22 protein-coding genes, 2 pseudogenes and 1 riboswitch are annotated in these 24,646 nt (G+C 72.0%); of the genes and pseudogenes, 12 read left to right on the forward strand and 12 right to left on the reverse strand.

Annotated elements, in window-relative coordinates:
- Positions 1-96: 96 nt before the first annotated feature.
- Both ACIA6A_RS34305 and ACIA6A_RS34310 read right to left on the reverse strand, forming a co-directional pair.
- Positions 97-1,578, reverse strand: coding sequence for a serine/threonine protein kinase (locus tag ACIA6A_RS34305; RefSeq protein ID WP_396102142.1), 1,482 nt, complete (start codon positions 1,576-1,578; stop codon positions 97-99).
- Positions 1,568-2,296, reverse strand: coding sequence for a hypothetical protein (locus ACIA6A_RS34310; RefSeq protein WP_396102143.1), 729 nt, complete (start codon positions 2,294-2,296; stop codon positions 1,568-1,570). The genes ACIA6A_RS34305 and ACIA6A_RS34310 overlap by 11 nt, the downstream gene beginning before the upstream one ends.
- 172 nt (positions 2,297-2,468) lie before the next feature.
- Here ACIA6A_RS34310 and ACIA6A_RS34315 point away from each other — a divergent pair, with 172 nt between their 5' ends.
- Both ACIA6A_RS34315 and ACIA6A_RS34320 read left to right on the forward strand, forming a co-directional pair.
- Positions 2,469-2,906: a peptidase inhibitor family I36 protein gene (locus tag ACIA6A_RS34315; RefSeq protein WP_396102144.1), complete on the forward strand. Its 438-nt coding sequence runs from the start codon at positions 2,469-2,471 to the stop codon at positions 2,904-2,906.
- Positions 2,903-3,733, forward strand: coding sequence for a hypothetical protein (locus ACIA6A_RS34320; RefSeq protein WP_396102145.1), 831 nt, complete (start codon positions 2,903-2,905; stop codon positions 3,731-3,733). The genes ACIA6A_RS34315 and ACIA6A_RS34320 overlap by 4 nt, the downstream gene beginning before the upstream one ends.
- On the opposite strand, the gene ACIA6A_RS34325 is transcribed toward ACIA6A_RS34320, so the two are convergent.
- The gene (locus ACIA6A_RS34325) at positions 3,721-5,469 is read right to left on the reverse strand and encodes a GDSL-type esterase/lipase family protein (protein ID WP_396102146.1); all 1,749 of its coding nucleotides are present in this window, start codon (positions 5,467-5,469) and stop codon (positions 3,721-3,723) included. The genes ACIA6A_RS34320 and ACIA6A_RS34325 overlap by 13 nt on opposite strands.
- A gap of 280 nt (positions 5,470-5,749) precedes the next feature.
- On the opposite strand from ACIA6A_RS34325, the gene ligA reads away from it, so the two are divergent.
- Both ligA and ACIA6A_RS34335 read left to right on the forward strand, forming a co-directional pair.
- On the forward strand, positions 5,750-7,864 hold the full coding sequence (ligA, locus tag ACIA6A_RS34330; protein WP_396102147.1) for an NAD-dependent DNA ligase LigA: 2,115 nt from the start codon (positions 5,750-5,752) through the stop codon (positions 7,862-7,864).
- 442 nt (positions 7,865-8,306) lie between these two features.
- Positions 8,307-9,269, forward strand: coding sequence for a pectinesterase family protein (locus tag ACIA6A_RS34335; protein WP_396102148.1), 963 nt, complete (start codon positions 8,307-8,309; stop codon positions 9,267-9,269).
- Here the strand turns inward: ACIA6A_RS34335 and ACIA6A_RS34340 are convergent.
- Both ACIA6A_RS34340 and ACIA6A_RS34345 read right to left on the reverse strand, forming a co-directional pair.
- On the reverse strand, positions 9,249-10,967 hold the full coding sequence (locus ACIA6A_RS34340) for an alpha/beta hydrolase-fold protein (protein ID WP_396102149.1): 1,719 nt from the start codon (positions 10,965-10,967) through the stop codon (positions 9,249-9,251). The genes ACIA6A_RS34335 and ACIA6A_RS34340 overlap by 21 nt on opposite strands.
- A 212-nt stretch (positions 10,968-11,179) precedes the next feature.
- Positions 11,180-11,842 (reverse strand): hypothetical protein, encoded by a 663-nt coding sequence (locus tag ACIA6A_RS34345; RefSeq protein ID WP_396102150.1) that lies wholly within the window; start codon positions 11,840-11,842, stop codon positions 11,180-11,182.
- 158 nt (positions 11,843-12,000) lie between these two features.
- Here ACIA6A_RS34345 and ACIA6A_RS34350 point away from each other — a divergent pair, with 158 nt between their 5' ends.
- Positions 12,001-12,918: a TAXI family TRAP transporter solute-binding subunit gene (locus tag ACIA6A_RS34350; protein WP_396102396.1), complete on the forward strand. Its 918-nt coding sequence runs from the start codon at positions 12,001-12,003 to the stop codon at positions 12,916-12,918.
- Here the strand turns inward: ACIA6A_RS34350 and ACIA6A_RS34355 are convergent.
- The 3 genes and pseudogenes from ACIA6A_RS34355 to ACIA6A_RS34365 form a co-directional block, all read right to left on the reverse strand.
- Complete coding sequence (locus ACIA6A_RS34355) at positions 12,908-14,272, reverse strand: sensor histidine kinase (protein WP_396102151.1); 1,365 nt, start codon at positions 14,270-14,272, stop codon at positions 12,908-12,910. The genes ACIA6A_RS34350 and ACIA6A_RS34355 overlap by 11 nt on opposite strands.
- 23 nt (positions 14,273-14,295) lie before the next feature.
- A complete protein-coding gene (locus ACIA6A_RS34360) occupies positions 14,296-14,955 on the reverse strand; it encodes a response regulator transcription factor (protein ID WP_396102152.1) in 660 nt (219 codons plus the stop codon).
- A gap of 81 nt (positions 14,956-15,036) precedes the next feature.
- Positions 15,037-15,144 (reverse strand): annotated as a pseudogene (locus ACIA6A_RS34365) (30S ribosomal protein S14); the annotation flags it as partial.
- 102 nt (positions 15,145-15,246) lie between these two features.
- On the opposite strand from ACIA6A_RS34365, the gene ACIA6A_RS34370 reads away from it, so the two are divergent.
- Positions 15,247-16,284: a CobW family GTP-binding protein gene (locus ACIA6A_RS34370; protein WP_396102153.1), complete on the forward strand. Its 1,038-nt coding sequence runs from the start codon at positions 15,247-15,249 to the stop codon at positions 16,282-16,284.
- A 26-nt stretch (positions 16,285-16,310) separates the two neighbouring features.
- Positions 16,311-16,646, forward strand: coding sequence for a TraR/DksA family transcriptional regulator (locus ACIA6A_RS34375; protein ID WP_396102154.1), 336 nt, complete (start codon positions 16,311-16,313; stop codon positions 16,644-16,646).
- Here ACIA6A_RS34375 and ACIA6A_RS34380 read toward each other — a convergent pair.
- Positions 16,621-17,169: a peptidase M23 gene (locus tag ACIA6A_RS34380; RefSeq protein WP_396102155.1), complete on the reverse strand. Its 549-nt coding sequence runs from the start codon at positions 17,167-17,169 to the stop codon at positions 16,621-16,623. The two genes, ACIA6A_RS34375 and ACIA6A_RS34380, sit on opposite strands and share 26 nt — an antisense overlap.
- A 297-nt stretch (positions 17,170-17,466) precedes the next feature.
- A complete protein-coding gene (locus tag ACIA6A_RS34385; RefSeq protein ID WP_396102156.1) occupies positions 17,467-17,979 on the reverse strand; it encodes a GNAT family N-acetyltransferase in 513 nt (170 codons plus the stop codon).
- A 146-nt stretch (positions 17,980-18,125) separates the two neighbouring features.
- Between ACIA6A_RS34385 and ACIA6A_RS34390 the strand changes: the two genes are divergently transcribed.
- Positions 18,126-19,667: an FAD-binding oxidoreductase gene (locus ACIA6A_RS34390; protein WP_396102157.1), complete on the forward strand. Its 1,542-nt coding sequence runs from the start codon at positions 18,126-18,128 to the stop codon at positions 19,665-19,667.
- A gap of 1 nt (position 19,668) precedes the next feature.
- Here the strand turns inward: ACIA6A_RS34390 and ACIA6A_RS34395 are convergent, their stop codons facing one another.
- The gene (locus tag ACIA6A_RS34395) at positions 19,669-19,983 is read right to left on the reverse strand and encodes a DMT family transporter (RefSeq protein WP_396102158.1); all 315 of its coding nucleotides are present in this window, start codon (positions 19,981-19,983) and stop codon (positions 19,669-19,671) included.
- A 16-nt stretch (positions 19,984-19,999) separates the two neighbouring features.
- Positions 20,000-20,068, reverse strand: a riboswitch (guanidine-III (ykkC-III) riboswitch).
- 151 nt (positions 20,069-20,219) lie between these two features.
- Here ACIA6A_RS34395 and ACIA6A_RS34400 point away from each other — a divergent pair.
- The 4 genes and pseudogenes from ACIA6A_RS34400 (at position 20,220) to ACIA6A_RS34415 (ending at position 24,263) form a co-directional block, all read left to right on the forward strand.
- Positions 20,220-22,466 (forward strand): M4 family metallopeptidase, encoded by a 2,247-nt coding sequence (locus ACIA6A_RS34400; protein ID WP_396102159.1) that lies wholly within the window; start codon positions 20,220-20,222, stop codon positions 22,464-22,466.
- Between the two features lie 202 nt (positions 22,467-22,668).
- Positions 22,669-22,764: pseudogene (locus ACIA6A_RS34405) on the forward strand (hypothetical protein); the annotation flags it as partial.
- Positions 22,765-22,916: 152 nt separating this feature from the next.
- Positions 22,917-23,090 carry a hypothetical protein gene (locus ACIA6A_RS34410; protein ID WP_396102160.1) on the forward strand — a complete coding sequence of 58 codons (174 nt, stop codon included), beginning with the start codon at positions 22,917-22,919 and terminating at the stop codon, positions 23,088-23,090.
- A gap of 318 nt (positions 23,091-23,408) precedes the next feature.
- Positions 23,409-24,263 (forward strand): FG-GAP repeat domain-containing protein, encoded by an 855-nt coding sequence (locus tag ACIA6A_RS34415; RefSeq protein WP_396102161.1) that lies wholly within the window; start codon positions 23,409-23,411, stop codon positions 24,261-24,263.
- Positions 24,264-24,274: 11 nt separating this feature from the next.
- Here ACIA6A_RS34415 and ACIA6A_RS34420 read toward each other — a convergent pair whose 3' ends face one another.
- Positions 24,275-24,625, reverse strand: a complete 351-nt coding sequence (locus ACIA6A_RS34420; protein ID WP_396102162.1) for a hypothetical protein — start codon at positions 24,623-24,625, stop codon at positions 24,275-24,277.
- Positions 24,626-24,646: the final 21 nt, after the last annotated feature.

The raw sequence follows: 24,646 nt of genomic DNA on the forward strand, positions 1-24,646 counted from the left end.
GGCCTTCCTGCACGATTACAACCATCACCGACCCCACACCGCCATCGGCGGCCTGCCACCCATCACACGGTTGACCAACCTCACCGGACATCACAACTAGTCACCCTCACAACCCGGGCTCGGGCCCGGTCCGGGGATGCGCGTGAGGGTGACCGTGTCCAGCGGGACCCCGCCCGCGGCGAGCCTCGTCCCGGCACCCTCGGCGTCGTCCGCCCGCCAGGCCACGGCCGCCGCCGTCCGTACCGCCAGCAGCTGGACCTGGTACCGCTGGCCCACGGTGGCGTCCTCGCGCCCGAAGTACTGCGCCCCGCGCCAGTCACGCAGCCGGGCCGGATCGTCGAAATGATGCACCACCTCGGGGTACCGGCCGGGGTCGCCGTTGTCGAGGTTGCGCATGGCCAGGATCAGCGTCATACCCGGTGGGACGACGGCGGTGCCGGTGAAGTACTCGCACTGCCGGGCATGTCCGCCGTCGGCCGGGGACCGGATGGCCCCGGCATAGCCCGGCGGTGTGCCGGGAGCCGGGCGCGCCGGCGGTTTCCCGTGGCCCCGGCTGTGCGATCCGCCGAGCAGGGCGAGCATCGCCGTCAGCGCGATCAGAAGACGGAGCGCCGGGATCCGCTGCCGCCTGCGGCCCAGCCGTTCCAGCCGCTCACCCCATCGCACCAGGTCGGTGGGGCGGCGGCCGGGATCGGGATCCAGCGCGGTCAGGATGTGCGCGGCCAGCGCCTCCGGGCCGGCCACCTCGGCGGCCAGGGCCGCCGCGACCAGCTCGGCCCGCAGGTCCGGCGCGGGGCCCGGGTCCTGACCGGTCAGACAGTACGCGGTGAGCGCGCCGAGCGAGTACGCCTCGGCCGCCGGGGTACGCGGCCGGTGCGGTGCGGCCCGTACCTCCGGTGCGGTGTACTGCGGGGTGTGCAGGCCGACGGAGTCGAAGCCGTCGTCGATCGGGCGCAGGGTGCTGACGTCGATCAGCACCAGCCCCCGGTCGCGGGCGATGATGCAGTTCCCCGGCTTGACGTCGCGGTGCAGGCTCGCGTTGCCCGCGGTCAGGGTGTCCGAGGAGAGCACGGCCAGCGCGGTGGCGGCCTGTGTCACATACCGGAGCCGGGCCGCCACCGTGGTGCGCCCCGCCGGGATGCCCCGGCACAGCCGGCTCAGGGTCGGCCCGTCGATCCATTCCATGACCAGGTACGCCATGACGGGACCGTCGCCCGGGGTGCCGGGTGGGTGCGGCGGCGGGCCGGAGAAGATCTCGTGCAGCCGTACGACGTGGTCCAGGCGCAGATGCCGGAGCAGGGCGGCCTGGTCCTGCCAGCGACGGCGCTCCGCAGCTGACGGCCAGCCGGGTGCGGCGCCGGGTGGCGGTCGCAGCAGTTTGACGGCGAGCGGCAACGGGGCACGCAGCCGGCCGCGGTACCGCGCGCGCCAGGTCGTGCCCTCACCGCCGGTGATCCCCGCGCCCACGAGCTCGTAGCGGTCGGGGTCCTCGGCCGGGCCGGCGAACGCGGGGTCGTCGGGTGGCGCGGGCGGCAGTTCGTATCCCCCTCGGGTGGGCGGCTCGGCGTCAGGCGTCATGATCGGCCCGCACGTCATCGGGGGTGACCCAGCCGCTGCGGACCGCCCAGCGCGCGAGCGCCCAGCGGAAGTCGTCGTGGGTGGCGGCACGGTCGTCACGGGTGAGGCCACCGATCCCGTACCCGGCCAGCTCCTCACGCAGTGACTTCACCACGTTCCGGACGTACTGCGGTCGCAGGGTGAGGCGGTGCCCGATCTGCGCGTACGTCGCCGGGGCGGCCCGCGGCCCGGACTCGGTGAGCAGCGGTGCGCACAACGCGACGAGCACCCGGTGCTGGGTGCCGCTGAGGCTGACCGGGTCGGTCACGGTCTGTGGTGCGCGGGTCTCCGGATCGCCGGCGGCGCCGGGTGTCACCCGGGCCGCGTCGACGTCGATGCGCACCGTGGCGCCACCGCTGCCGGCCAGCACCACGGCGAACCGGCGGAACGGCAGCGAGGTGGTCGCGGCGCCCGGCTCGACGACCCGGTCCTCGCCGGCGGGTGGCCGGACCACCAGCGGCTTGTGCTGTGACTCGTTGCGTACCAGTACGCAGTCGTCGAGGACCCGTAACAGCCCGGCCCGGCGCGACAGATGGTCGTCGTCGGGCAGCCGGACCATGCTGGCCCGGCTGCGGCCGATGGTCACCTCGGCACCGCGCGGCACGAGCCAGCGTTCCCCACCGAACTGGATGAGGACGTCGCCCGCGACGGCGGGACGGGGTTCGGATCGATGCGACATCAGTGTCATGGTCGTCCCGCGGACAGCGACGGAGAACATCCCTACGGTCACCTTTAGTGACCAGAGGGGAGGGGCCAGTGCAGCCCTGCACTGTGGCCCGCTGTCCCATCGACGGTTGACTTCCCCCAATCGGCACCGACGGCAACGCGGTGTCACAGTGGAGGGAGCCGCAATGAGACGGATCGCACTATGGCTGGTCGCGTTGACGATCGGCATCGCCGGCAGCCTGGTGGCCACGGCGCCCGCCGAGGCCGCACTGTCGGAGTGCTCGCCCGGACAGGTCTGCCTGTGGGGCGAGAACGACTACTCCGGCTGTTTTCGCGGGATGACCAACACCGGGTACGACTACAACACCATCGTCTGGTCGACCTGCACCACGTACAGCATCAACAACGGCGCGAACTCGGTGCGCAACTACGGCAACTCCTGCGCCGTGGCGCTGTTCGACGGGGCCCAGCACACCGGACCGGCGATCCTCTTCAACCGGGTCGCCGACAACTACAACTATCAGGATCCGAAGCTGTCGAACGGCGGTGGCGTCGGCTTCAACGGGGCCTACGCCGGTCAGAACTGGCAGGACCGGATCAGCAGCCACAAGTTCTGCCCGTGAGGAAGTTCCTGCCGGCAGTGGGCGTCGCCACCGCGGTGGTGGCGGCGTCCGCCGGGATCCTCGCCGGCGCCGGAGCCGGTCCGGTCCCGGCGGACGTGCCCGCCCCCGGCCGGCGCATCGTGCTCCCGCTGGACGCCTTCGGTCTCTCCGTCCAGGAGAGCCGCACCGTCGACCTCGCCGTCAACCTGCTCCTCGCCGGCTGCATGCGGGCCGGCGGTCATCCCATGGACGTCGTCGACCGGGTCGGCGAACCCCTGACCGCCGACCGCCGGTACGGGATCTCGGACGAGGCGGAAGCCCTTCGGTACGGCTACGCCCTTCCGCCGGCGACCGCGGCACAGAAGCGCGAAGAACGACTCAACGGTCGCGCGATGGGCCGCGACGAGGCGGCCACGTTCGCGAGGTGCGGCGCGGAGCCGGCGATCCGTGAGCTCGCCCTCGCCCCTCCGCTGGCGCAACGTCTCGGCCGGGAGTCGTACGACGCGGTGCTCGGCTCCCCGGTCGGCCGGACCGCACTCACGGACTGGAAGGCGTGTCTCGCGACCCACGGTGTCAGCCGTGTCGATGACGTCTGGTTCCCGGCCGGAGCCCTGCCCGTGGACACGGCGACCAGCCGCGATGTGGCCCTGCTGGATGTGCGGTGCAAGCGTTCGACCCGGCTGGTCGAGAGCTTGACCGCGGCGGAGGCCACGATCCAGACCGCTCTGGTGCGCCGGCACGCCGACGAGTTGACCGCGGATCGCCGGCACATCGCCGAGGTGGTCCGCCACGCGGAAACGGTCGTCACCGCGCGGCGGGCCGCCACCACCAGTGGTCAGCGCAGGTAGGAGGCCAGGGGGATGTTCTGCTCGCGCAGCGCGGTGGTGATCAGGCCGGCGATCTGGCGGGCCCCGGCGATCTCGAAGTGGGTGTGGTCGTTGCAGAAGAAGGCACCGACCGCACCGGCGGTGTAGTCGCCGTTGTTGGGGCAGAGCTTCAACGTGTTGTAGAGCGCGACGCTGCGCGCGTGCAGGTCGATCACCGGGACGCTGGTGGCCGTGGCCGCGTTGCGGGTCTCGGTGAGGAAGCCACGGTTGCCGACGGCGGTGCTGCCGCTGCAGGTGATCGCCGCGACCGGGGTCACCAGGACCGGCTTGGCGCCCTTGGCCTTGGCCGCCTGGACCATGGCGCCGAGCAGCTGCTGGTAACGCGCGCCGCCGACGTGGCGGGGGCAGGCCGAGTCGCCGTCGTTGATGCCGAACTGGATGAACAGGTAGTCACCGGATTTCATGCCGTCGAGCGTCGCGGTCCAGCGTGAGCTGTACGTGTTGGGGCTGACGACGCATTCGCCGGCCGCGTCCTTCGTACCCGTGACGTTGCCCTCGTAGAGCCAGGTCTGGACGCTGCGCCCGCCGACGGCCTTGTTCTGCACGGTGACGTCGCTGGTGAAGTAGGGGGCGAACTGGCTGCCCCAGCCGGCCGGGCAGACCCCGCCCTGGGGGTTCATCATGGTGGAGTCGCCGGCCATCCAGACCGTGACGGCGGCCGCGCGCACCGACGTCGTGGCGGGGGTCGGGCACAGCGCGGTGGCGGCGGCGGTCTTGGCTTCCAGCAGGGGTGCGAGCCGGGCCGCGATCGCCTGGTGACCCGCGTCGTTGGGGTGGACGTTGTCGGTCAGCCCACCGGCCGGGATCCAGCCGTCGGTGGCGATGTAGAACGTGTTCGCGTCCCCGGTCGCGGTCACCGCGGCCTGCGTCTGTGCGGCGTACCGTTTGGTGAAGGTCTGCAATGCCAGGATCGCGGCCCGTGGGTACCGGGCCCGGACGTCGCGCAGCAGCTGGGTGTAGACGGTCTGGAACGTCGTGGTGCTGACCCCGTGCCCGACGTCGTTCGTGCCGAGGTTGATCACCACGGCGTCGGCCTGATACTTCGTGAAGTCCCACAGCGGCGAGCCGGCGACCGGGCTGGTGCGCAGGAAGCGGTCGGCCATGCCGGTGCAGCCGTCCGCGGCACTGACCAGGCAGGCCCCGCCCTCGGCGATCTGCGTGTGCGCGGCACCGAGCTTCTCCCCGGTCAGCCATCCGTACGCGGTGAGCGCGTTCCTGCTCGATGTCGTGCCGACGGTGATGGAGTCGCCGATGAACTCGAACAACCGCGACGGCCGCGCCGGGGCGATGGTCCTGGCTCCACTGTCGAGGATCAGCCCCTGGAAGACGGCGTCCCCGTGGTACGACCCGGCGACGACCCGGTACGACACCCGCAGCGTGTGGTTGCCGGCGGGCAGCGCGCTCGGCGTGAGGCCGACCGTGCCGCTCTTGTTCTGCAGGTAGACGTCCGTCCCGCCGTCGATGCTGTAGTAGAGGTCGATCGCGTTGCGCTGCTTGAGCGACACCCGCGTACCCGTGAAGCCGGTGATGAAGTAGGCGCCCGCGAATTTCGGCACGACGGCGGCCGGATCCGTGGTGTCCCATCGGCCGTGGAAGGCGATGTTGGGGTCGTTCGGGGCGCCCACCGCGGCCTGCGCGGGGGTTGCGTACAGGATCCCGGCCAGGCTCATGGCGAGGATCACGGCGAAGGTCTTCACGGGCGTCTCCTAACGCTGTGGGAGCGTTTCCAGGCTGCGCCGGGCATTGATTAATGTCAATGGAATGACGTCGTAACACGCGCGTCCGATCAGCCGACGGTGATCGGCACATCGCGCCATGCCGATCTCCCGCGCCCACGCCGGGCGACCACCGCCGCCCCACCCCCTCGGCAGAACGACCGTTCTTTCCACCGGTGTCCGCCGGTTCCCGGCGTTTCTGTCGTACCTCTGCGGTATCAAGGACACCGACACCGCAGGGGACGACAGAAACGAGCGCCACATGCCGACCACCGAGACCGCTCCCGTCGTGGACGCCGCGCATGCCGCTCCCTACGACCACGCCGAGGCCTATCACGAGGCGATCGCCCAGATCAGGGCCGCCGCCACGACGTACTACGCCGGCGACGACCTCGCGATGGACGACGCCACGTACGACGCACTGCTGGCCCGCGTCACCGCCACCGAGTGGGCGCAACCCGGCTGGACCGCCGCCGACTCCCCCACCGGGGCCGTCGCCGCCGGGGCCGTCGCCGCGGGTGACGTCGAGCACAGCACCCCGATGCTGAGCCTCGCCAACGTGTTCGACGCCGACGAGCTGCGCGCCTGGGCCACCCGGCTGGACCGGGTCCTCGGCCGCCCGGCGAACGGCTACACGGTCGAGCCCAAGATCGACGGCATGGCGATCGCGGCCCGCTACGTCGACGGGCGGCTGGTCCAGGTCGCCACCCGCGGCGACGGCCGCGCCGGGGAGGACGTGACCGCCCAGGCGCGTGCGGTGGCGGGTCTTCCGGCGGAACTCACCCGGCCGGTCACCGTCGAGGTCCGCGGCGAGGTCTTCATGACCGACGACGACTTCACCAGGGCCAACGAGCTGCGTACGGCCCATGACGGCAAGCCGTTCGCCAACCCCCGCAACGCCGCCGCCGGCACCCTGCGCGCCCAGGACCGGGCGTACACCGCACCGCTGTCGTTCCTGTCCTACGCCGTGCACGACCTGCCCGGCGGCGAGGGCCTCACCCACTCCGCCGCGATGGCCATGGTCGCCGGCCTCGGCGTCGCCACCACCGCGGGCTCCCCGGCCGGCATGCCCGGCTGCGCCACGGTCGACGACCTGCTGGCCGCGATCGCCGCCCTGGGCGCCCTGCGCGGCACCCTCGGCTTCGACATCGACGGCGCGGTCATCAAGGCCGACGACCCGGCCGACCGCGACGCCGCCGGCTCCTCCAGCCGCGCACCCCGCTGGGCCATCGCCCACAAGTTCCCCGCCGACACCCGCACCGGCAGACTGCTCGCCATCGAGGTCCAGGTCGGCCGCACCGGCGTCATCACCCCGGTGGCGGTCCTGGAGCCGGTCCAGGTCGGCGGCGTCGTGGTCACCTCCGCGACACTGCACAACTTCGACGATCTCGTACGCCGCGACGTCCGCGTCGGCGACACCGTCTTCGTCCGCCGCGCCGGCGACGTCATCCCCGAGATCACCGGGGCCAAGCTCGACGAACGAGCGGCCGACGCCCAGCCCTTCACCCCGCCCGGGGTCTGCCCTCGCTGCGGCGGCGCCATCGACCGTACCCAGAAGAGGTGGCGCTGCACCCAGGGCCGGGCCTGCGGCGCGGTCGAGTCCCTCGCCTACTTCGCCGCCCGCGACTCCATGGACATCGAAGGCCTCGGCGACAAGGTCATCCGCTCCCTGGTGGCGGCCGGCCTGGTCACCGACCCCGCCGACCTGTACGACCTGGAAGCAGACGCCCTGGAGAAACTGGACCGCCTGGGCCGCACCTCGGCGACCAAGCTCGTGGCCACCATCGAGGCGAGCAGGACCCAGCCCCTGTCCCGGGTCCTGACCGGCCTCGGCGTCCGGATGACCGGCCGCTCCATGTCCCGCCGCCTCGCCCGCCACTTCGCCTCCATGCAGGCGCTGACCGAGGCCACCGTCGAGCAACTCCAGGAGGTCGAGGCGGTAGGCCCGGAACGAGCCACCACCATCGCCGCCGAACTGGCCGACCTCGCCCCGGTGATCGCCAAACTGACCGCCCGCGGCGTCAACATGATCGAACCCGGCGTGACCGCCTACGCCGACCGCCCCCGGGACCCGGCCCCCACGGCGACCCTCCCCCTGCACCGCGAGGACGGCACTCCCATGACGGTCGTGGTGACCGGCTCGGTGCCCGGCCTCACCCGCACCGAGGGAAACGAGGCCGTGGAAACCCTGGGCGGCAAGTCCTCCGGCTCGGTCTCCAAACGCACCGACCTGGTCGTGGTCGGCGAAGGCGCGGGCTCCAAGGCCACCAAGGCCGAGGACCTGGGCCTGACCATCATGGCCGCCGACCGCTTCGCGGAGCTGCTGACGGCCCACACCGAAGGCACCCGGCCCGCCCTCGCCGACTTCCTCAGCTGAAAGCCACCCGCCCGGGGTGACGCTTGACCGGTGATCTGCGCCCACCCATAGCTATCGATCTCTCTCGATTCTATGCTGCGTGAAAGCCCTGAGGTAAGCGCATTCCTGAGGAGTGATCATGAAGCTCGCACGATGGATGACAGCGGCGGTCGCAGCAACCCTGACCGCAGCGACCCTGACCGCAGCAACACCGGCCGCAGCGACACCGGCCGCAGCAGCAGCCCCGCCAACGGCGGTGGCTGCACCCACGGCGGCCATTCGGGCTCCGGGCACCGTGACCCGGCCGGTGTTGTCGTGGGCCGAGGCCCGGCCGTTCACGCCGGCCCATTACCTACGGTGGTCGGGACGGTATGACGCCCCGGTTGACGATCCGTGGGCGCCCGGGCCGATCCGGACCGGTGGGCGGCCGGACTTCGTGGTGGGACCGGGCCGGTTGGGGAGCGTGCAGGAAGCTGTCAACGCCGCTTACCGGGCCGGCGAGCCCAGCACCATCGCCATCCTGCCCGGCACCTACACCGGAACCGTTCTCATCCCGGCCGGCACTCCCCCGCTGACCGTGTACGGCGCCGGGCGGCCCGGGGAGGTCCGGCTGGAGTTCCAGGTCGACGCCACCCTCACGCCCGCCGCATGGGCCGCCCTGGTCAACGCGGACGGACGGTACGCCGAGGGTGACCCGGCCTGGCCGATGTTCCAGGCGTGCGCGAACCGGACCAGCGCCACCGCCGGCCTCTGTGCCACCGTCGTCTGGTCGCAGAGTCCCGGCCTGAAGCTCAAGAATCTGACCATCACGAACACCCTGCTGGACACCGTGGACCGCGGCACCCACCAGGCGCTCGCCCTGCGCACCGACGCCGACCGGACCCAGTTGGAGGCGATGCGGCTGATCGGGCGCCAGGACACGTTCATGGCCAACGCCGACGACGTCGCCCGGATCGCCCGGGTGTCGGTGCGGGACAGTTACATCGAGGGTGACACCGACTTCGTCTTCGGCCGGGCCGCCGCCGTGTTCGAGCGGACCCGGTTCCACCTGGTCTCGTCCCGCAAGGCCTCCGGCGGCGTCGTTTTCGCACCCAACACCGACCCCCATTTTCCGTACGGCTTCCTGGTCACGCATTCCCTGATCACCGCCGACAACGGGTACGCGGCCGCGCCCACCGGCTATCTCGGCCGCGCCTGGGACCAGGGGGCAAGCGCGACCGGCTACCTGCCCGGCGTCACCCCGAACGGCCAGCTCGTCATCCGGGACAGCCTGATCGGCGCGGGTTTCAACGCGGTGACCCCGTGGGCGCCGGCCGCGACCACCTCGCGCCCGTTCACGACGAGCGTCGAGGCGGGCCGCGACCTTGACGATGTCACCACCAACCGGCTGTGGGAATACCGGAACCTAGGGCCAGACGTACGGTGAGCGGGTCGGCCTCGGCTCGCGCGGCTGGCGGAACGGGTGGGCCCGGAACTGGGCGGTGTGCAGGCCGAACGAGCGGTCCAGCTTGGGCATCCAGTAGGCGTCGTCGTGCCGGCCCGCGCCGAGCTGGTAGTCGTGGCGCACGCCTTTGGACGCGAGCGCGACGCTCATCTGCTGGGCCGCCGTACCGAAACGGTAGTCGTCCTGGTCTCCGCCGTCGAAGTAGTAGGTGTGCCGGTTCAGCTCGGCCGCGGACCGGCCGGCGACCAGGGTGAGCGGTCGCAGTCCGGCGTTCGCGGCCTGTTCCTGGGCGGTGCCGGCCAGCGGGGCGAGGCTCAGGGCGCCCATGTGGCTGGCGATCGAACTGAACAGGTCCGGGCGGGTCAGGCCGAGCGTGAACGCGCCCTGGCCACCCATGGAGACGCCGCTGATGCCGCGGTGCTCGCGGTCCGGGATCGTACGGTAGGCGCGGTCGACCAGGGGCACCAGCTCGTTGACGATCATGGACTTGAAATTTCCGGCCGACGTGTCGACGTACCAGCCGCTGTCGCCGTCGGGGAACACCACGACCGACTCCTCGAGCCCGGCGTCGACGGTCAGCTTGTCGAGCACCGTGTCCATGTCACGGGCTTCCCACTCGACGTTGCTGCCGTTGAAGCCGTTGAGCATGTAGACGACCGGGAACCGCTTGGCGTTCGTACGTGTATAGCTCCTCGGGAGGTAGATGGTGAACTGGACCCGGCGGCCCATCGCGGTGGAGGGGTAGCTGTCGCGGAAGAAGCGCGCGTGGTCGCCCAGCTCGAGCGGTCTGCGCGGGTCGAGGTAGAGCAGCTCGCGGGTGGGCGGCTGGAGGCCCGCCCAGCTGCGGATCGTGTCGGCGACGAGCCGGCCCTGGGTGTCGACGAACACCTCGACCTGCTCGTCCTTGAGGGTCTTTGAGCCGCGCACCTCGGCGAGGCGCCGGGCGGTGGTGTCGCCCTGGTGGAAGAAGTCCGGCGCCAGGGTCGCGGCGTAGGTGCGCAGGTCACCGGCGGCGATGGCGCGGTGCTGCCGGTTCAGGATCGCGCAGGCGTGGGCCAGCTGCTTCGTGGTGGCGGGCGTGCCGGTGACCGGGCGCAGCCGGGACTTCGAGAACAGCCCGATCGGGCCCTGGTAGAGGCCACCGCCGCCGGTGCCGTCGTAGACCCGGATCGCGATCACGTTCGTGGCACCCCAGCGCAGCAGACCGTCGGCCGGGTAGTACTCGCGCGGCACCTCCCACGTGGAGTCGAAGCTGGGCGGGAACCCACCGGTACGCCCGATCTCGGTGCCGTTGAGGAAGCTCTGGTCGGCGTCGTCGAGCTGGCCGAGCGCGGCGACGACCGCGGCGTCGGGGACCCCGGCCGGGCGCTGCGGCAACGTGAACGTGCGCCGGTACCACGCGAAGCCGTCGTAGGTGGACAGGTCGGAGGCGCCCCAGTTGTCGGGCACGGTCCAGGCGGTCCAGGCACTGTCGTCGTACCCGGGATCGGCGAACGCCGGGTCGTCCCCGGTCCGGAAGCGCCATCCGGGCCCGGCGAGGTCGACGCCGAAGTCGACGGAGCCGGTGGTCGCGCAGGAGGTGTCGGTGGGCTGCGCCTTACCGGTGGCGGAGACCGGCACCGCGGGAGTGAGAGCTATGAGGAACGAGACCGCGAGAACGCGCCATCGCGTACGAAACATAGATGCTCCGACCACAACAGAAACGAACACGAAACATGACGGTCGAACATTCGCAACAATCGACACGGATGTCAATGCGTCCCACGGACCCCGTCGTGGCGGGAAACGGCTCCGTCCTGGCGGGAAAGGCAGCGGGCTCGCGGGCGGTCACCAGCTGTTCGCGAGCCCCCGATGACCACACGCGACCGGCTGGACGACTGCCCGCGAGCCGGTCAACGGCCGACGAGCCTGGGCTGACCGGTGGTGGCGGTGCCCAGCAGCATGGGCATGGCGTCGGCGGGAACGGTGATGAGGAAGCAGCCGGGGCGGCGCGCCACCTCGGCGGTCACACCGAGCAGGCGGGCCGCCCGGACCAGGACCGCGGCGATCTCGTGGTCACCGAGGCGGACCAGGAGCACCTCGGCGCGGATCCGGCGGCCGCCGGCGAGCAGGACCGCGCGCCACACCGCGCGGGCGAGCGTGGTCCGCTGGGCGTGCCGGGGCGCGGACGGGCCGAGCGGGTCGGTGCTGAACAGTGACTGCCGGCCCTGGCGCCAGGCCGCGTCGAGCATCCGGGCCGCCGCGACGCGTTGCGGGTCGGGCACGATGATCCGCTGGACGTCGTAGCGGCGCCGGCCGCCGCCGGTGCGGACCCCGTGGCTCGCGGCGCAGCCGAGCCCGGTGAGCAGCGCGGCCAGCCGCGCGGCGGCGTCCTTCTGATTGAATTCGGCCAGCGCGGTGTCGATCAGCGGGTCCAGGACCGGGGAGTGGTGCCATTCCGGGCGGCGGCGGCCGGGACGGCGGGTGACGTCGGTGCAGCGGACGAGGCACGCCGACTCGAAGGCGGCGGGCAGCGCGTCGGCCAGGACGACGGCGCGGGCCTGTACGTAGGTCATCGTGGGTCCCCTTTCCGCTTCTGTGGATACCGTGGCCGATCGAACCGTTCGGCCGGTACATGCAGCGGAAGGTCTTGAGGAAAAATTGTGCGTACGGGTCTCGTTCTAGCCGAGGGGTACGGGTGACCCCCCACACCAGAGTTCACCGGCACAACGTCCTGCCACGCCGGACGTTTCTCGCCGGGCTGGTGGTGCTCGTCACTGGCTGTGCCGCTGACACTCCGCAGCGCCGCCGGATCCGGATCGCGACCGGCAGTCCCACCGGGGTCTACTACGCCGTCGGCACCGCGATGGTCGGCCTGATCGAGCAGGAGATGCCCGGATTCGACGCGAACGTGCTGGTCACCGCCGCCTCCGCGGAGAACGTGCAGAAGGTGCTGACCGACGCGGCGGAGATCGGTTTCACCCAGTCCGACATCCTGGTCACCGGCGCCGGTCCGGCACCGGCGCTGGCCGCCCTGGCCCGGGTGTACGACGACCTGTTGCACCTGGTCGTGCGCGCGGACAGCCCGATCCGGGCACTGCCGGACCTGGAGGGCCGCCGGGTGTCGGTCGGCGCGCACGGCTCGGGCACCGTGGTGACCGTCGGGCGGCTGCTGGCCGCCGCCCGGATGGGTGATCCCGCGCTGGTGGACCGGCGCGAGCTCAACCTCGACGACTCGATCGAGGCGCTGCTCAGCGGCGCGATCGACGCGTTCTTCTTCTCCGGCGGGCTGCCGGTGGCGGGGATCCGCCAGCTCAGCGCCGAGGCGCCGGTCCGGATCGTGGACCTGTCGCAGTGGGCCCGGGACCTGCGCCGCGACTACAGCGACGTGTACGTGGTCCGCGACGTCCCGCTGTCGGCCTACCAGCTGCCGGCCGTGTCGACCGTCGCGGTACCCAACCTGCTGGTGGTGCCGGAGTCGATGGACGACCAGCTGGCGTACGACCTGACCAGGATGCTGCTGGAGCGCCGGGACGTGCTGGCGGCCGCGCATCCGGCGGCCGAGCGGCTCGACGTCCGGTCGGCGATCGCGACCCTGCCCGTACCGCTGCATCCCGGGGCGGCCCGGTACTACAAGACCGTCAAGCCGTAGCCGCCGGGAACCAGATCAGCGCGGACAGCCCGCGCGCCGGGCCGGGAGCGAGCTCGAACCGGCCGCCGGACGCCTCGACCAGCACCGCGACGATCGGGAGGCCGAGGCCCGCCCCGTCGACGTTCTGCGCGTCGGGGGCCCGCCAGAACCGGCCGGTCGCCTCGCGGCACTGCTCCGGCGTCATCCCGGGCCCGGTGTCGCGTACGGTCACCTCGACCCCGCCGTCCCGGGGCCGGGCCGTCACCTCGACCGTGCCGCCCTCCGGGGTGAACTTGATCGCGTTGTCGATCAGCGCGTCGAGCGACTGGTCGAGCGCGGTCGCGACGATCCGGGCGGGCAGCGGGTCGTCCGGGACGGTGGTGACCAGCTCGATGCGCCGGCGTTCGGTGAGCGGGCTCCACGCCTGCGACCGGTTGCGGGTGACCGCGGCGGCGTCCACCACCTCGACCCGGTGCTGGCCGCGTTCGGCCCGGGCGAGTGCGAGCAGCCCGTCGAGCACGCTCGCGAGGCGGTCGATCTCCTCGAGCGCGATCGCGTGGTCTTCCACCGCGCCGTCGCCCACCAGCCGGGTGCCGAGGTCCTCGACGCGCAGGCGCAGCACGGTGAGCGGGTTGCGCAGCTGGTGGCTGGCGTACGCGACGAACGAGCGCTGCCGTTCCAGCGACTCGGCGACCGCGTCGGCCATCTCGTTGAAGCTGGCCGAGAGCCGGCGCAGCTCCGGCGGGCCGAGCCCGGGCTGCACGCGGGCCCCGTCGGCACCGGCCGCGATCTCGTGGGCGGCCGCGTCGAGCCGGGTGACCGGGCGCAGCGCCCAGTTCGCGAGCCGCACCGCGGCGATCACGCAGGCGGCCAGCGCGATCAGGATGACCAGGCCGAGCTCGAGCCACTGCCGGGTGACGGCGCGGCGGCTGCGCACGGTCGGCGAGACGGTCAGCACGGTGCCCAGGACCGCACCGCCGTCACTGATCGGCACGGCCACCACCAGGGGTTGCGCCTGCCACGGCCACAGCGTGCCCGGGGTGCTCACCTGCCGGCCGGCGAGGGCGACGCGGATGGCCGGGCCGGCGTCGACCGGGCCGCCGAACACGCTCAGCACGTTCTGGTCCTGGTCGACCAGCATCGTCCCGATCCCGTACAGCCCGTGGTATCGCCGCAGCTCGTCGGTGACGGCCTCCAGCTCACCGGTGCGCATGGCCGGTGCGGCCAGCGACGCGAAGCGGGTGGCGTCGGCGAGCCGGTCGGCCACGACCCGCTGGGTCTCCCGGTTGGTCAGCGCCACCGCGAGCGGCACCTCGAGGGCGAGCAACACCATGGACAGCAGCAGCACGTACGTGGTGACGAGTCGCTTGCGCAAGCCGCCTCCCCGTCGTGTGAGCCTCAGTCGGAGCGCAGACGGTAACCCACGCCGCGTACCGTCTGCACGAGGTCGGGGTGCCCGAGTTTGGCCCGCAGCGACGCGACGTGCACTTCCAGGGTGTGTTTGCCGGACCACGTGGTCTGCCACACGTCGAGCAGGATGCGCTCGCGGGACAGCGCCTCGCCCGGGCGCCGCGCGAGCGAGGCCAGGATGTCGAACTCCTTACGGGTGAGCGCGATGTCGCGGGACCCGGTCCGGACCGTCCGCGCGGCGTGATCGATGCGCAGCGGCCCGATCTCGACGATCGTGCCGGCCGGCGGACCGGGCCGGGCGGAGCGCCGCAGCAGGGCCTCGATGCGGGCCTGCAGCTCGGCCATCGAGAACGGTTTGACCACGTAGTCGTCGGCGCCGGAGCGCAGCCCGGACACCCGGTCGCGTTCCTCGCCGCGGGCGGTCACCGCGATGATGCCCAGGTTGGCGTCCTGGGCCCGCAGCGTGCGGCACACGTCGATGCCGTCGCCGTCGGGCAGGTTGAGGTCGAGCAGCACCAGGTCGCACGGGGCCGCGGACAGGGCCGCCCGGACGGTGGCGGCGTGCTCCACGTCGTAGCCCCGGCGCTGCAGCATGGACGACATGACAGAAGCGATCCGGTGATCGTCTTCCACGAGAAGAATGCGCATCAGGGCCAGAAGGTAACCCACCCATGTTTCCGGACGGGGACCTCGCGCCGGGCCGGGCACCGAACCCGGCCCGGGCGTACCTCACCAGGACGCTTCACGGACCCCGGGAAGCTCGCCACGCAGGGCCGTCGCGCGGAACCGGATCCGGGAGAGCCCGAATACGCGAAGGACGCCACGGGGCCGCCGCACGGTGCGGCCCTCGCTCTGCTGCTGGTGTCGTACGACATCCGGCGCGTCCGGGACGGCATCGTGCGCCGCACCGTGCGCACCGCCAGGGCCGTCCTCGAGGACGTGGTAGTCGAGCTGGTCCACGGCTGCGTCTCCTGCACGCTGCGTGACGACGTCCTGCCCACCCTCGTCCGGCTGGCCCGGCGACGCCCCGGCGCCGACCTGCTGCTCGCCCTGCCCACCGTCATCGAGCCCGAGGCGGTCGCCGCGGCCTGCGCACACTGCGCCGTCGACGGGGTCGCCCTCACCGACGTGGTCCGCTTCGACTCGTACGTGACGGTGGTCGAGGCCGTCGGCTTCCTCGACGACCTGGACAGTACCGACGACCTGCGCGACCGTGACCTGCACGCCGCCGACGAGGACCGCCGCGGGGTCGCCGACGTCGTCGTCCGGCAGGTCGAGTACGCCGACACCATCGTGGTGTGGGGCAGCCCCCGCTACGACGCGCTCGACGACGCCCGGCTCACCGCGCTGCTGCACCGGCTCGCCCCCTGGGCCACCCACGTCCGGGTCGGCGAGACCGCGACGGTCGACTGCACCGAGCTGTCCACCCGGCTGCGCGGCACCGCCCGGCACGACCCGCAGAGCCCGGGCATGCTCGGCCGCGCCCTGGCGGGCTTCTCCATCGGCGTCGACGACCCGGCCGGCGAGCACGGCGCGAATTCCCTGGTGTTCCGCTCCCGGCGCCCGTTCCACCCGGAACGCCTGTACGAGGCGCTCGGCGAACTCACCGGCGAGACACTGCGCGGCCGGGGCCAGCTGTGGATCGCCAGCCAGAGTGACACCGCGATCGGCTGGGAGTCGGCCGGCGGCGGCGTCACGCTGAGCAGCCTCGGCCGCTGGCTGGCCGCACTGGAGCCCGAGCGCCGGCACGAGGCCGGCGACCTGCGCCGGATCGCCGCCGACCTGGACTGGGACCCGTACTACGGCGACCGGCGGACCGTCCTCGCACTCATCGGCCTCGGCCTCGACCACGACGCCCTGCACGACCGGCTGACCGCCTGCCTGCTGACCGACGCCGAGCTGGCCGACGGCTTCGACGGCTGGACCACCCTGACCGACCCGTTCGCGGGCGTTTTCGACCTCGAGGAGACCGCATGAGACCACACGCCCGCTAGATTGGTCGGGTGCGGGAGACCCTGGAGCGGCTGCTGGCGCGGACCCAGGCCGAGGCCGCCGGGCTGGACGAGGACCTGCGCGCGCTGTTCGAGGCGTCGCGGTCGTCCAACGCCGACGACGAGCACGACCCCGAGGGCGCCACGATCGGGTTCGAGCGGGCCCAGCTGAGCGCCACCCTGGACGCGGCCCGGCGGCGCATCACCGAGATCCGCACCGCCCTCGACCGCTACGACCAGGGAAAATACGGCATCTGCGAGAGCTGCGGCGAGCCGATCGACCCCGAGCGGCTCGCCGTGCGCCCGGCCGCGCAGACCTGCGTCAGCTGCGCGGGCCGGCGTCGCTAGCCTCGCAGCCGGCGACCGCGGGGACGCCCAGCGCCCCGACGAGCCGGGTGGCGGCCGGGGCGTGCTTCGCGTACGCCTCGGGGTATGCGGAGATCTGCACGGCCTGAGCGGCCTCGGTGAGCCGCATCTTCTGCCACCCGTCGACCTTGAGCAGTTTGTCGTAGAACTTCCGGGTCTGGTAGGCCGGGTCGGCAAGCTGCCTCGGCGTGCCCCAGCCCTGGCTCGGGCGCTGCTGGAACAGCCCCACCGAGTCCCGGTCACCGCCGCGCAGATTACGCAGACCCGACTCCTGCAACGCCGTGGCGACCGCGATGACCTGCCCCTGGACCGGCACCCGCCGCTCGGTGCCGATGCTCACGATGAGCCGCGCGTTGGCGACCTTCTCCCTGCTCCATCCGTCCACAGCGGGCCGCACCGGAGCCGACGCCGCCGGGGCCGGTGTGCAGCCCGCGTCGGCGCGCATCAACGGACTGAGAACGAAGCCTGCCAGCACAGCGACAGCGATCACGAACAACGCGCGCACGACGTGAGGAACCTTCCAGGTTTACGGGAGCCCGGCGAAGGTTACATTGATCGTCCTCACGGGACCAGAGGGGTCACCACGTCGGCGCGGTTGGTCCAGATCCAGCCGGGCCGGCCGTCCGGCACCGCGTCGAGGTCCGCGGGGCGGTCGAAACCCTCCGACCAGTCGCCGTCGAGCAGGGAGCCGGCGCAGGTCCGCGAGCGTGCGGGAACGTCTGGGCCACCCCGCGGTGGGCGATCACCAGGACCACGGCTGCTGTGCCGACGAGCTTCCTGCGGCGCATCCGACCACCGTCCACTAGAGACGCTTCTCGAAGAACCGCCAGTACCGTTGCAGGTGCGGCGGGATCTCGGTGCCCTCGTACGGGTCGCGTTCGAGCAGCCCACGGGACCCGTACAGGCGCTGCGCGTCGGTCATGAAGCGGCAGGTGTCCAGGCGCACGACGCCCGCGCCCAGCGTCCCGGCGGCGGTGTCGAGCAGGTGGTCGAGGATCGCCGAGCCGAGCCGCCGCGACCGGAACGCGGGCGTGACGTACATCCGCTTGACCTCGGTGACCCCGGGCTCCAGCGTGCGCAGCGCCCCCGTACCCACCAGCTCACCGCCGCTCTCGGCGACGACCAGGTAGCCGGCCGGCGGCAGATAGGCGGGCAGCGAGCGGCTGATCTCGCTCACGTCGGTCGGTGAGTCCTCGACGCCGTAGGTCGCTTGCAGGGTCGCGATGGCCCAGTCCAGATACTCCGCCAGCAGCGCGGCGACCGCCGGACCGTCCGTCTCGAGCCGCGCGGGCCGCAGTGCCCAGGTCGCTTCCATCTGTCTCCCCAGCCCTCACGTTACCCGTTTGTCGATCATGGAAGAAATTACCCCGGCCGCCCTCGGCGTAGCGTCGGTCGCCGCCGGGGACGAGCGGACGGCTCGCCTGTACGCCCGCTTATGGCGTTTTGTGCGACTATGACCGGATGTCGCCGTCACGTCGCACCCTGATCCGCGCCGGAGCCGCCCTCCCCCTGGCCGGACTGCCCGAACAGGGCGGCGGGCTGCCCGAGCAGGGCGGCGGGCTGCCCGAGCAGGGCGGCGGAATGCCCGAGCAGGGCGGCGGGCTGCCCGCCCGCGGCGCCGGACGGCCGGGGCGTGGTGCCGGGCCGGACTGGACGGCGCTGGCGGCGGCGGTCGACGGGGCGGTCGTGCTGCCCGGGACCGGGGCGTACGACGACGCGCGGCGGCTGGTGGACCCGCGGTTCGACGGGGTGCGGCCGCCCGCGGTCGTGCGGTGCGCGCACGGTGGCGACGTCGCCGAGGCGATCCGGTTCGCGCGGCGCTCGCGGCTGCCGGTGATCACCCGGGGCGGCGGGCACTCGTACGTCGGCGCGTCGACCGGCACCGGGAGCATCGTGCTCGATCTGCGCGCCCTGGACGCCGTGTCGTACGACACCGGCAGCCGCACCGCGACGATCGGGGGCGGGGCCCGGCTCATGGAGGTGTACACCACGCTGGGCGCGGCCCGGGTGTCCGTACCCTCCGGATCCTGCGGCAGTGTCGGCATCGGCGGCATCACCCTGGGCGGCGGCGTCGGGATGGCGTCGTCGGCGTACGGCCTGACCTGCGACGCCGTGGTCGGCGCGAACCTCGTCACGGCCGACGGGGTGCTGCGCGGCGTGCACGCCGGCCGCGAACCGGAGTTGTTCTGGGCGCTGCGCGGCGGCGGGGGCGGGCAGTTCGGCGTCGTCACGGGCTGGCGGATGCGCACCCACCCGGCCACCACGGCCGGCACGTTCAAGCTGTCGTTCCGGTGGGCGGACGCCGCCCGGGTCGCCGCCGGCTGGCAGGCCCGGCTGGCCACGGCGCCCGACGAGACGTGGTCGACCTGTCAGTTCACCAGCGACGCGAAGGGCCGGCTCGGCGTCCGTGTCTCCGGTTTCGTGCTGGACGGCCGGGCGGACGCCGAGGCGGCGGCGATCGTCGCGGCCATCGGGCGGGACCCGTCCGCGGCGACGCTGGACCGGCGCCCGTACCTGGACGTCGTGCGGGACCGGGCCGGCTGCGACGACACCGCGTCCTGCGCGGTGCGCTCCACCGAGTTGGTCGGCAGCGAGGTCTTCTCGGCCGTGGTGCCACCGGCCGGGATCGCCGCGTTGCTGGCCGTCGTCGAGCGCCGGGCCCGCGCGCGGCGCCCCGGGGTGGCCAAGTTCAAGCGGATGACCGGCGCCCAGTCCCGGGTCGCCGTGGACGCGACGGCGTTCCCGTGGCGTGGCGTGCGGACCATGCTGCAGTGGCTGGTAGAGTCGCCCACCGCGGACGCGGCGGCGGCCCGGGACGCGTACGCGTGGATCGACGGCGGACACCGGGCGATGGCGCGCTGGTCGGCCGGGCGTTACGTCAATTACCTGGAGCCGGATCCGGCCGCCCTCCCCCGGTATCACGGCCGGCACCTGGCCCGGCTCCGGCGTGTCCGGGCGGCGGCCGACCCGCAGCGGTTGTTCCGATCCGCGTACGCGCTCTGAGTCAGTGGAAGATCTTCAACCCGGCGACACCGGCGACCACGAGCAGCAGGGAGATCACCCGAGGTAGCGTGACCGCCTCGCCGAACGCGACCATGCCGGCCCCCGCGGTGAGCACGATGCCGATGCCGACCCAGACGGCGTACCCGGTGCCGGCCGGGACGGTACGCAGCGCATAGCCGAGGCCGGCCATGCTGAGCACGAGCGCGACGCCGAAAACGGCGGTCGGGAGCGGGCGGGTGAAGCCGGCGCTGCGGTCGAGCGCGATCGCCCACACCGACTCGAGGACCCCGGACAGCACGAGAACGAACCAGGCCATGACGAACCCACCTTTGACAGCGGTCGTCTTGTCAGGCCGGGTACGACACACACTCGTCCGGGTTGTCCGCGTAAATACGGCAACCCAACCAACCTAGCACCGCCGGGTCCGATTCATTGACATCGATGTCGGTGGTGTAAATTTCTGGCCGGAAACCTTCTCAAACCTTCAAGCTCCCCGTATTGATATCGATACCAATGGATGCACCCGCATCCGGGGAATTGGGGAGGAACGGGTTGAGAAGAGCTCTCACACTGGCCGGCATCACCCTGCTGGTCAGTAGCGGCCTCGCGGTCACCGCCACCAGTGTTTCCGCCGCACCGGCACCCACGCCGGCACCCTCACCGCTGGCCGCCGCCGGCGCGGCCCTCAAGGAGCACGCCCCGGCGATCCGGGCATCCGCCGAGGACCGGTACGCCGTCCACAGCAGCAAGAGCGAAGCTGACGGCACCGGCGTCGTGCGCTACACCCGGACGTACCGCGGGCTGCGCGTGTACGGCGGTGACTTCATCGTCCGTACCGGCGCGAACGGTGCCTTCCGTGGCAGCTCGGTCGGCCTGCAGAAGCCGCTCGCCCTCGGTGTGACGCCGAGGGTCAAGGCCGCGAAGGCCCAGGAGACCGCGAGGACCGCGTTCTCCGGGAAGATCACCGCGACCGGTACGCCGGAACTGTTCGTCGACGCCGGCGACGGCACCCCCGCGCTCGCGTGGGAGACCGTCGTCTCGGGCTGGGCCAAGGACGGGCAGACCCCGTCGAAGCTGCACGTGATCACCGACGCCGCCACCGGCGCCGTCCGCGGCTCGTTCGACGAGATCGAGACCGCCGACGGCACCGGCAACAGCATCTACTCGGGCGCCGTCGAGGTCGACACCACGCTCAGCGGCTCGACGTACAGCCTCGTCGACCCGGAGCGCGGCAACGGCCGGACCTGTGACCTGAACGGTGGCACCTCCACCTGCACCACGTTCACCGACGCGGACAACGTCTGGGGCACCGGCACCACCGGCGACCGGGCGTCCGCCGCGGTCGACGCCCACTACGGCGCCGCCGTCACGTTCGACTACTTCAAGAACGAGCACGGACGCAACGGCATCTTCGGTACGGGCGCGGGTGTGCCGTCGCGGGTGCACTACGGCAACGCGTACGTGAACGCGTTCTGGGACGGCGCGCAGATGACCTACGGCGACGGCGCGGGCAACGCGAAGCCGCTGGTCGCCATCGACGTCGCGGGCCACGAGATGTCGCACGGCGTCACCGAGAACGTGGTGCCCGGCGGCCTGACCTACTCCGGGGAGTCCGGTGGCCTGAACGAGGCCACCAGTGACATCTTCGGTTCGATGGTGGAGTTCTACGCGAACAACACCAGCGACGCCGGCGACTACGACATCGGCGAGAAGATCGACATCCGGGGCAACGGCGCGCCGCTGCGCTACATGTACAACCCGTCGCTCGACGGGTCGTCGCACTCCTGCTGGTCGACCGCCACCAACGGCGTCGACGTGCACTACTCCAGCGGCGTGGCCAACCACTTCTTCTTCAACCTCGCCGAGGGCACCGGGACGACCGCCTACGGCACGTCCCCGATCTGCGGCGCGGCGGAGCCGGTCACCGGCATCGGCCGGGAGAAGGCCGAGAAGATCTGGTTCCGGGCGCTCGACACGTACTTCGTGTCGAACACCCGGTACGTCAACACGGCGACGCCGTCCAACACCGCGCGGGCCTACTCGCTGTCCGCGGCCGCCGACCTCTACGGCCTCTGCGGTACGGAGTACAAGACCGTGCAGGCCGCCTGGTCCGCGGTCAACGTGGCCGGCAGCGACTACTGCCCCACCGACCACGACTTCAGCGTCGCGGTGTCCCCGGCGAGCGCCGCCGTGGACCGCGGTGAGGTGGCGACGACCGAGTTCGCCACCACCGTCACCAACGGCACGCCGGAGACGGTCGCGCTGACCACCGGCGCGCTGCCGGCCGGCATCACGGTCGCGTTCGAGCCGGCCGAGATCACCGCGGGCGAGTCCACCACGGTGACCGTCAGCACCACCGACACGGTCGGCACGGGCACGTACCCGATCACGCTGACCGCCACGTCCCCGTCGGTCGCCCACTCGACGATCTTCACGCTGACCGTGAGCAGTTCGGGCGGATGCTCGGGCGCGAACGAGAACGACGTCGCCATCCCGGACAACACGACCGTGACGAGCACGATCGACCTGAGCACCTGCGCGGCCACGCCGTCCGCGACCAGTGCGGTCGAGGTGCACATCGTGCACACGTACATCGGTGACCTGGTTGTCAGCCTTGTCGCCCCGGACGGCACCGCCTACGTCCTGCACAACCGCACCGGAGGCAGCACGGACAACATCGACCAGACCTACTCGGTGAACCTGTCCGGCGAGACCCAGGCGGGGGTCTGGACCCTGCGGGTCCAGGACGCCGCATCCATCGACACCGGCCGCATCGACAACTGGAAGCTCTCCCTGTAGCCGAACGGATCCCGGCGCGGCTTCCCGAGCCGCGCCGGGATCAACCGGCGTGACTGATCCGGTGGTCCAGGCAGTCATGTTCGGTGAATGCCCACCGGACACCGGGAGCACGCGATGGACGACCTGAAGGACCTCTTCGACCGGGCCCTCGAGGACGAGCCCGTCCCGCTGCCCGGGAACCCCGCGCAGGACGGAGGTCTCCATTTTCCTGGCCGACGACGTCACCGACGCGCAGCGCCCCACCCTGCGGTCCGCGCTCACCGACAGCCCCGCGGTCCGCGATGTCCGGTTCGTCGCCTCGGCCGACGCCTCCCAGCTGCCCGAGTCGTTCCGGATGCTGACCACGTTCCCGGCCGGGTACCCGGCGTTCGAGGCGAGGTTCCGCGACTACGCCGGCGTGCAGGACATCGTCGGCCAGCTCTGCCCCGTGGCCACCAGGTGACCGGCACCGTGTCGTCCTCCCCCGGCTGGACCCTCACGCGGCGCAAGCAACGTCACGCCCGCGACGAGGAGTTCGCCGCGTTCGTGGCCGCGGCCACGCCCCGGCTGCGGCGCACCGCGTACCTCATGTGCCGGAACTGGCACCTGGCGCAGGACCTCACCCAGCTGACCCTACCCAGCTGACCCTACCCACCTGGCCCTGGCCCGGATGTACGCGTCCCGGGCCCGGATCCGGCGCACCGCGAACCTGGAGGCGTACAGCCGCCGGGTGCTCATGAACGCGGTGTTCGACCAGCGCAAGCGGCGCAGCACCACCGAGACGGTGCTCGCCGAGCTCCCGGGCAGAGCATGCGCGCGCTGGGCCGGCTGCGGGAACTGCTCGGCGAGGACTTCGTACGGCTATGACGAACCTGACCGGAACCCGACACAAATGTCGCTATTTATCGGCATTTGAATACCCTCGGTAGTCGTCACGCACCGACCTACCACGGGGGGAAGATCATGAAAGGGACATCGATCGTCAGCACGCTGGCGATGGTGGTCGCGGCCGTCGGGGGCGTCGCCGCACCGGCGGCCGCCTACACGCCGGCCTACACGTTCGCCGGCGTGGCGGACTGGGACCGCGACGGGCACCAGGACATCGTCGCCCGAGGCACCAACGGGGACCTGTGGCTCTATCCGGGGCAGTCCAAGCGCGGGTACAGCTCGGCGAACCGGGTCCGGATCGGCAACGGCTGGCAGGCGTTCACGTTCGCCGGCGTCGCCGACTGGGACCGCGACGGCCACCAGGACATCATCGCCCGCAACAACAACGACGGAAACCTGTGGCTGTACCCCGGTCAGTCCAAACGCGGCTACAGCTCCGCCACACCGGTGAAGATCGGCAACGGCTGGGGGCCCTTCACCTTCGCCGACGTCGCCGACTGGGACCGCGACGGACACCAGGACATCGTCGCCCGCAACGCCAACCGCAACGTGCTGTTGTACCCGGGGCAGTCGAAGCGGGGCTACAGCTCGGCCTCGCCCGTACAGATCGGCAACGGCTGGGGTCCTTTCACGTTCGCCGGGGTGACGGACTGGGACAAGGACCGCCACCAGGACATCGTCGCCCGGGGCGGGAACGGTGACCTCTGGTTGTACCCGGGGCAGTCGAAGCGGGGCTACAGCTCCGCGACGCCGGTCAGGATCGGCAACGGCTGGGGGCCCTTCACCTTCGCCGACGTCGCCGACTGGGACCGCGACGGCCACCAGGACGTCGTCGCCCGGGACGCCAACGGGTACCTGCTGCTGTATCCCGGGCAGTCGAAGCGGGGATACAGCGCCGCACTGCCCGTACGGATCGGGAACGGCTGGTGAAGCCCCCGGCGTCAGAGCTTCCTGACGCCGGGCGGTATCTCGCAGAGCTCCAGCATCGCCGGGAGGGATGCGACGCCGGGACCACCGGCGGCCACCCACCCGGCGATGTCGTCCACGATGTCGTCGTCGAGCACCAGCCCCAGCCACACCGGTCGCGCACCACCCCGGCGGGCCGCCGGAGCCGGATGCACCACCATCACGGTGGCCTGCGAACACACGTCGAGGCACCGGCTCCCGCGAGCCCGGTGCCCGGCCGCCCGCAGCCGCTCGATCTGCCGCCCGGGATCCACCCGCCGGCGCCCGACCGGCACGCACTCCCGGCACACGGTCACCGCGCAGCCCGGCCCGTCCGCGATGGTCATACCGCCACGGTAACCTCTCGC

The organism is Actinoplanes sp. NPDC051494, assembly GCF_044454705.1.
Classification (GTDB): Bacteria; Actinomycetota; Actinomycetes; order Mycobacteriales; family Micromonosporaceae; genus Actinoplanes.